This window comes from Gilliamella intestini, assembly GCF_900094935.1.
Classification (GTDB): domain Bacteria; phylum Pseudomonadota; class Gammaproteobacteria; order Enterobacterales; family Orbaceae; genus Gilliamella; species Gilliamella intestini.
In genome coordinates, this window is record NZ_FMBA01000054.1 from 1 (window position 1) to 7709 (window position 7709).

Annotated in this window: 7 protein-coding genes, 1 pseudogene and 1 riboswitch; of the genes and pseudogenes, 4 read left to right on the top strand and 4 right to left on the bottom strand. The window is 38.3% G+C overall.

Going from position 1 to position 7709, the window contains the following annotated elements; translation table 11 throughout:
* Nucleotides 1–402: 402 nt before the first annotated feature.
* A complete protein-coding gene (gene clpB / locus GA0061080_RS10410) occupies nt 403–2976 on the bottom strand; it encodes an ATP-dependent chaperone ClpB (RefSeq protein ID WP_091125240.1) in 2574 nt (857 codons plus the stop codon).
* A 280-nt stretch (nt 2977–3256) separates the two neighbouring features.
* A riboswitch (PreQ1 riboswitch) is annotated at nt 3257–3302 on the top strand.
* A 3-nt stretch (nt 3303–3305) separates the two neighbouring features.
* Between clpB and queD the strand changes: the two genes are divergently transcribed.
* On the top strand, nt 3306–3728 hold the full coding sequence (gene queD / locus GA0061080_RS10415; RefSeq protein ID WP_091125244.1) for a 6-carboxytetrahydropterin synthase QueD: 423 nt from the start codon (nt 3306–3308) through the stop codon (nt 3726–3728).
* A gap of 1 nt (nt 3729) precedes the next feature.
* Nucleotides 3730–4344 (top strand): 7-carboxy-7-deazaguanine synthase QueE, encoded by a 615-nt coding sequence (locus GA0061080_RS10420; protein ID WP_091125248.1) that lies wholly within the window; start codon nt 3730–3732, stop codon nt 4342–4344.
* Nucleotides 4345–4412: 68 nt separating this feature from the next.
* On the opposite strand, the gene pgeF is transcribed toward GA0061080_RS10420, so the two are convergent.
* Nucleotides 4413–5180 carry a peptidoglycan editing factor PgeF gene (gene pgeF, locus GA0061080_RS10425; protein WP_091125251.1) on the bottom strand — a complete coding sequence of 256 codons (768 nt, stop codon included), beginning with the start codon at nt 5178–5180 and terminating at the stop codon, nt 4413–4415.
* Nucleotides 5181–5185: 5 nt separating this feature from the next.
* Nucleotides 5186–6160, bottom strand: coding sequence for a 23S rRNA pseudouridine(1911/1915/1917) synthase RluD (rluD, locus tag GA0061080_RS10430; protein WP_091125254.1), 975 nt, complete (start codon nt 6158–6160; stop codon nt 5186–5188).
* Between the two features lie 92 nt (nt 6161–6252).
* Between rluD and bamD the strand changes: the two genes are divergently transcribed.
* The gene (gene bamD, locus GA0061080_RS10435; RefSeq protein ID WP_091125257.1) at nt 6253–7047 is read left to right on the top strand and encodes an outer membrane protein assembly factor BamD; all 795 of its coding nucleotides are present in this window, start codon (nt 6253–6255) and stop codon (nt 7045–7047) included.
* Nucleotides 7048–7109: 62 nt separating this feature from the next.
* Here bamD and GA0061080_RS12945 read toward each other — a convergent pair.
* Nucleotides 7110–7381, bottom strand: a pseudogene (locus GA0061080_RS12945) (integrase core domain-containing protein); the annotation flags it as partial.
* Nucleotides 7382–7458: 77 nt separating this feature from the next.
* Between GA0061080_RS12945 and GA0061080_RS10445 the strand changes: the two are divergent.
* Nucleotides 7459–7709: transposase (locus tag GA0061080_RS10445; RefSeq protein WP_141683140.1), on the top strand; the 251-nt coding region annotated here is incomplete at its 3' end.

Sequence of the window (7709 nt, forward strand, 5' to 3'; positions counted from 1 at the left end):
TGTATCCCATGACTTTGCAAGCTTGTTGAACGTTACCAAGTTGCTTAGCTAATTCTAGTAGTCCTAATTTAGGTTTAATAATTTTGGCAGTTTAATTCATTTATGACTCTCCTTTTTGTGTTATAAAATAACTCAAATGTCAGATTAAGTGAAGACTATTATAAATTAAATTCAAAATCAATGACTTTAGCTATTTTACGAACAAGATAATTTTGAGGAACAAGCGCATCTAGCGAGATTTTCTCTATTTTTCTGGTGTCGCTGGAGTTGTTTTTTTAGCATAGAAGAATTCCTTTTATAATGGACTCCTCTCTATTAGATCAAAGAACTCACCAAAAAGTGAGATCTTTTTCATCAATCTGAAACCGACCATTTAGGTCGGTTTGTTTTTTGTTTGGCGTGTTATTGCTGTTTTGCTTCGATATTGTCGCCAACTAAATCTAGCTCAATGGTTTTACCTGGAACTAATTTGCCTGACAATATTTGTTGTGCTAATGGATTTTCGATCTCTTGTTGTATTGCTCGTTTTAGTGGTCTTGCGCCATAAATTGGGTCAAAGCCCACTTTGGCAAGATGTTCTAAAGCTGCATCTGAAATATCCATTTGGTAACCTCGTTCATCTAAACGTTTTTCAACGTGTGCTAATTGAATTTTGGCAATCGCTTTGATGTTTTCTTGACCTAATGGGTGGAATACCACTGTTTCGTCAATACGATTGATAAATTCTGGTCTAAAGTGTTTGGTTACAACCGTCATAACTAGTGCTTTCATTTCATCATAACTTAGTTCAACTTGACCTTGAATTAGGTCAGAACCTAAGTTTGATGTCATGATGATGACCGTATTACGAAAATCAACCGTGCGACCTTGCCCGTCGGTTAACCGTCCGTCATCTAATACTTGTAGTAAGATATTAAAGACATCTGGGTGTGCTTTTTCGACTTCATCAAGTAAAATTACTGAGTATGGTCGTCGTCTAACTGCTTCGGTCAAATACCCCCCTTCTTCATATCCAACATAACCTGGAGGCGCACCGATTAGGCGAGCAACGGAGTGTTTTTCCATAAATTCCGACATATCGATACGCACCATAGCGTCTTCGCTGTCAAACATAAAGTTAGCAAGCGATTTGCATAGTTCGGTTTTACCGACACCAGTTGGCCCTAAAAATAGGAATGATCCAATCGGTTTGTTCGGATCTGATAGTCCTGCACGACTACGTCGAATCGCATTAGCAACAGCAATAACGGCTTCTTGTTGCCCAATAACACGTTTATGTAAAGCATCTTCCATGTGCAATAGCTTATCTTTTTCACTCTCAAGCATTCTAGAAACTGGAATACCTGTCGCTTTAGATAATACTTCTGCAATTTCGTTATCGGTCACTTTGTTACGCAATAACTTCATGGTTTTGCCTTCTAACTGCGTTGCTGAAGCAAGTTTCTTTTCAAGCTCTGGAATTTTGCCATATTGTAATTCTGACATTTTATTCAAGTCGCCAGCTCGGCGAGCTTGCTCTATTTCAGTACGTGCCTTTTCTAGTTCTGCTTTGATGTTTTGAGTACCCGAAACAGCTGCCTTTTCTGACTTCCACTCTTCTTCAAGTGAAGCATATTCCTTTTCTTTTTCAGAAAGTTCATCATTTAACATTTCAAGTCGTTTTTTACTCGCATCATCAGATTCTTTTTTAAGCGCTTGTTGTTCAAGTTTAAGTTGAATTATGCGCCTTTCAAGGCGATCTAAAGATTCTGGTTTTGAATCCATTTGCATACGAATACTTGATGCGGCTTCGTCAATTAAATCAATCGCTTTGTCAGGTAACATACGATCAGAAATATAACGATGCGATAAAGTCGCTGCCGCCACAATTGCCGGATCGGTTATTTGCACATGGTGATGCAGTTCATAACGTTCTTTTAATCCGCGTAAAATAGCGATAGTATCTTCAGCTGTTGGTTCGGCAACATAAACCTTTTGGAAACGACGCTCTAACGCCGGATCTTTTTCAATATATTGACGATATTCATCAAGTGTGGTTGCCCCAACGCAATGTAATTCACCACGCGCCAATGCCGGTTTTAACATATTACCGGCATCCATTGCACCATCGCTTTTACCTGCGCCAACCATGGTATGGATTTCGTCAATAAATAGGATAATACGCCCTTCTTCTTTGGCTAAGTCTTTAAGCACCGCTTTTAAACGTTCTTCAAATTCCCCGCGGTATTTTGCGCCCGCAATTAATGCGCCCATATCTAATGATAAAACGCGTTTATTACGCAATCCCTCAGGCACTTCACGGTTAACAATACGTTGCGCAAGCCCCTCAACGATAGCGGTTTTACCCACACCCGGTTCACCAATCAATACTGGGTTATTTTTAGTACGACGTTGTAATACCTGAATAGTTCGACGAATTTCTTCATCACGGCCAATAACAGGATCTAACTTACCTTGCTCTGCACGCTGAGTTAAATCAATGGTGTATTTTTTAAGTGCACCACGTTGATCTTCTGCATTAGGATCGTTCACGTTATCGCTCCCTCTTACTTGATTGACTGCTTGGCTAAATTTGTCTTTATTAACGCCTGATCTTTTAAGAATATCACCTAAACTACCTTTGTCTTCTAAAGCGGCGAGTATAAAGAGTTCTGACGAGATATAGCTATCGCCATTTTTTTGCGATAATTTGTCGCACAAATTCAAGACCCGAATAAATTCTTGTGATGGCAACACTTCGCCCCCGACACCTTGAACTTGTGGAAGTCGGTCAATCGCTTGCGTTAATTCTTGCTGTAAAACAGCCATATTAGCACCTGCTGCATTCAATAACGGCGCAACGCTGCTGCCTTCTTGATTAAGCATGGCTGATAAGACATGTACAGGCTCGATATATTGATTGTCTTTACCTAATGCTAGCGATTGCGCATCAGCTAAAGCTTGTTGAAATTTGTTAGTAAGTTTATCTAACCTCATAGTTTATCTCCTGAGCAATAGATTTGGTTTGCATGTTTAATTCATGTAAACCATTGCATTGATCAATAAATGAGTGTGGAAGCGTAATTTTCAAGAGCTAGCTAAGAATATTTTTACAAATTTTGTACAGCACGATCCTAGCTAGTTTAAGCTTAAAATAGCCAAAATAAAGAGCCGTAATACAAACCGTTACCAACCGATATCACACTCAATAGCATATCAAAGATGACAAATTGCTGTTTATCAATTATAGTAGCCGCCTTTTATTTTGTTAGGTTCGCTAACCGTGGTTCGTAACCCATCCCACGTAAAAAAACTAGGAATACAACATGTTCAAAATAGCCAAAGAATTTCAATTTGATGCTTGTCATATGTTAGATGGGCATAATAAGAAATGTCACAATTTGCACGGTCATACTTACCGTTTATTAGTCGAAGTCAGTGGTGATCTTATTGATAGCGGTTCAAGCCAAGATATGGTCATGGATTATGCCGATTTAAAGCAAATCGTTAAACAGCATATTGTCGATCGACTCGATCATGCTTACCTTTACAATCAAAATAACCCTAATGAGTGCCGTATTGCGTCGTTATTGCAAGAAATGGATCGCAAAATCTTTGCCTTTCCATGCCGAACAACGGCCGAGGGGATGAGCCAGTTTATTTTCGATCATCTGTCGCAATATTTGCCTGTTTCGATGATCAAATTATGGGAAACGCCCACCTCTTATTGCGAATATCGTCGGAGTTAATATGGTCGATTTTCGTATTGTTGAAATCTTCGAATCTTTACAGGGCGAGGGTTATAATACAGGCATGCCTGCGGTTTTTATCCGTTTTGCTGGATGCAATTTAAATTGCACTTGGTGCGACACCAATTTTCGCAAATTTACTCGATTCACGTTAAATGATTTAATGACTAAAGTGAGCAAATATAAAAGCAAAAATATTATTATTACTGGTGGCGAACCAACAATGGTTAAAGCGTTACCTGAATTGCTTTTACCACTTAAAAAAGCGGGCTATTTTATCGCCATTGAAAGCAACGGACTTGGTAAAGTCGATCCGCTTATTGATTATATTGCGCTAAGCCCTAAATTTTGCTACCAATCACGCTACAAAAAAATAGCTCAATCCACCGCCAACGAGGTGCGCATTGTTGCCGAAAATCACCCCGATTTTATCGATTTTTGCCAATATATCGAAACTCATATTCAAGCCAAACACTATTATCTATCGCCTTGTGAAAAAGATGGTGTGTTTAATATGTTTGAAACGATAAAGTTGTTAGGAAAAATCAACCAAAATCGACTGGATAATAAATGGTTTTTGAGTGTGCAAAGCCATAAGTTTGCCAATATAGAATAAAAATCCAATACTTTAAAAAACAAAAAATATCGTTAATACTTAATAGGTAAGATTAACAAAATTAATTTTTATTCGAACCAAATCATTGATGCCATTCTACCGGTCTTATTTTCTCGACGGTATGAAAAAAACGTGTCTTGTTCGGTATAAGTACAAAAATCACCGCCAAAAATCTTAGTTATCCCCATTGCTTGTAAGCGTTGTTTCGCAATTAAGTAAAGATCGGCTAGGTATTTTTGTTCTATAGGGTTAATTAATTTAAAGGCAGTTTTTGCGTTGCGGTCAATGTTTTCAAATTGTTCCTTAACTTCAATACCAACTTCGAACTTTTTGGCACTGATTGCTGGCCCAAGCCATGCAATGATATTTGACGGTGACGAGGCAAATTTTTTGACGGTTTCTTCCAATATTCCGTTACATAATCCTCGCCATCCTGCATGCGCTGCCGCAACTTCGTCACCTTCGGTTGTACAAAATAAGACAGGCAGGCAATCGGCTGTAAGTACAACGCTCACTTGTTTGGGTTGATTAGTATACGATCCGTCGGCTTCTGCCGTTTGGTTAGGAATGTTACCTGTTGCCGTTTTTAAAGGATTTTGTGATATGTCTAACACTATGGTGCTATGGGTTTGTGTTAACCAATAAGGTTCACTTGGTATTTGTTCTGCCTGTATAACACGTTGGCGATTTTGGGCTACATGCATTAAATTATCGCCTATTCGACTTCCCATATTTAAGCTTGTAAATGGTGCCATGCTAACACCGCCTATTCGTGTTGTGGTCAAGGCATGGACGTTCTTCGGAGCTGTCCAATATGGGTAAATCGATTTTATCATGTTGGTTACCAATCTAGTTCGTCTTTGTGTTGTTCGGTATCTTCTTGCAAGGCTTGAATTAGCGTTTGCATATCTTGCGGTATTGGTGCGTTCCATTGCATAAGTTCGCCTGTAATAGGGTGATACAAACGTAACATGGTGGCATGCAATGCTTGGCGATCAAAATCGCGTAAGGTTTGAATAAACGATTCGCTTGCACCTTTAGGAGGTCTTGGGCGTCCGCCATAGAGTGGATCGCCAATTAATGGGTGAGCAATATGCGCCATATGTACACGAATTTGGTGAGTTCGCCCTGTTTCTAAGCGCAAGCGCAAGCGAGTGTGTAGGCGGTACTTTTCCATCACTCTGTAATGTGTTACAGCAGGTTTTCCTGTTGGAAATACCGCCATATGAGTGCGTTTGGTTGGATGACGGGTAATAGGTTGATCAACCGTGCCTCCGGCAGTGATAATGCCCATAGCAACAGCTTCATATTCACGTGTGATTTCACGATGTTGAAGCGCATCAACTAAATGTGTCTGAGCGTTAATGGTTTTAGCAACAACCATTAGGCCTGTGGTGTCTTTATCAAGTCGATGAACAATGCCTGCCCGCGGCACACGAGCGATGTCGGGATAATAATGTAATAAAGCATTTAATACTGTGCCATCAGGATTGCCTGCGCCAGGATGTACAACAAGGTCACGCGGTTTATTGATAACAAGAATATCGTCGTCTTCATAAACAATGTCGAGTTTTATATCTTCCGGTTGGTGATAAGTTTCTTCTTCTATTTCAGCATTGATTGTTATTTTTTCACCACCTAATACTCTTTCTTTAGGTTTGTTGACAATAACATCATTAACAATGACTTTATTATTAACAATCCAATCTTTTATTCTTGAGCGTGAATAATCAGGAAAAAGCACTGATAAAGCTTGATCTAAACGCATTCCTAATTGGCCTTGTTCAATTTCGGTTGATAATTTTAACTTATGCATGTGTAATTTATCTATTTTAAGCTGTTATGTTTTAGAGTATTATATACCAATCATCGCCTTTAATGTTTAATTATATTTGGATTGAAAACTGAATGAAATTACGTTTACACTCTTTGTTAGCAATTGTTTTAAGTGGCTTGCTAATTGGCTGTACGTCTTCCAAACCCGATGTTGAAAATGTACCGGAAATAGAGCTTTATAATAAAGCAAAATCAGATCTTGAAAATGGCAATATTAAATCTAGCATTACTGTATTAGAGGCTATGGACAAGAACTATCCATTTGGTCCTTATTCACAACAAGTGCAACTTGATTTAATTTATGCCTATTATAAGTCAGCCGATTTACCATTAGCAATTGCATCAATTGACCGTTTTTTAAAGTTGAATCCAACACATCAAAATATTGATTGGGTTATTTATATGCGTGGTATCTCAAACATGGCGCAAGACGATAACATGATCCAAGGTTGGTTTAACGTTGATCGTTCAGACCGCGATGCTGATTATGCAGCCGCTGCATTTAAAGACTTTACTTATTTAGTATCAAGCTTTCCAAGCAGTCAATATGCAGCCGATGCGCAAAAACGCCTTGTATTTTTGAAAAACAGGTTAGCGCGCTATCAGTTAAAAATAGCTCAGTTTTATACTAAACGTGGTGCCTATGTAGCGGTAATTAACCGTGTCACTGACATGCTATCGATGTTTCCTGATACCGATTCAACTAAAGAGGCATTGCTGTTAATGCGCAATGCTTATAACCAGTTAGGTTTAGTTAACGAAACACAAAAAGTCGATCAGTTAATTCAAGCCAATATTGAGAACATGCCAAAACAAGAACAAAAATCATTTTTATCACGTTTTACTAGTGTTTTTAATGGCGGTTAAGCTATTTTAAATTTAAGCTCCAATCATTATTCTACATAACATTAATTGCTATTTACGTTTGATTAAATAGCAATTATTTTGTAAATACCCAAACTTAGTACACAACTCACGTAGAAAATTAAGCTGCCTGTTGTTTTATACTCAATCGGTGTCATGTTATTTAATGCCTCATACGGTCTTTGGTGTTATAAATCGTTAACCATTCTTCGCTTACCTTCCTTACCTGTTCCAGATTGTCAAAGAGATATAAATCCAATACCTCTGTACGGTACGAACGGTTAAATCGTTCAATAAAGCCATTTTGATATGGCCTGCCGGGTTTGATGTAATCTATATGTTGTAACTATCCCCTAAAATAGTACAGCAAAAAAGTAGAAAATTCTCTATGGTAAAAGAAAAGGGGATTTAATTATGAAAAAAATGACTGAACATCAAATCGTAGCTATTTTAAAAGAAGCTGAAGCGGGTATTTCGGTTAAAGAGCTGTGCCGTAAATATGGTATGGGCAACTCCACTTTTTATAAATGGCGGGAAAAATACGGCGGAATGGAAACTTCGGATATCAAACGCTTAAAGGAGTTGGAGGCTGAAAACCGCAAGCTTAAACAGATGTTTGCCGAACTGAGCTTAAAATCTCAGCTTCAGGAAGAAATCATAAAAAA

Coding starts and splice junctions, on each gene's coding strand:
- clpB (WP_091125240.1), bottom strand. CDS start 2,976: ATGAGGTTAGATAAACTTACTAACAAATTTCAACAAGCTTTAGCTGAT.
- queD (WP_091125244.1), top strand. CDS start 3,306: ATGTTCAAAATAGCCAAAGAATTTCAATTTGATGCTTGTCATATGTTA.
- GA0061080_RS10420 (WP_091125248.1), top strand. CDS start 3,730: ATGGTCGATTTTCGTATTGTTGAAATCTTCGAATCTTTACAGGGCGAG.
- pgeF (WP_091125251.1), bottom strand. CDS start 5,180: ATGATAAAATCGATTTACCCATATTGGACAGCTCCGAAGAACGTCCAT.
- rluD (WP_091125254.1), bottom strand. CDS start 6,160: ATGCATAAGTTAAAATTATCAACCGAAATTGAACAAGGCCAATTAGGA.
- bamD (WP_091125257.1), top strand. CDS start 6,253: ATGAAATTACGTTTACACTCTTTGTTAGCAATTGTTTTAAGTGGCTTG.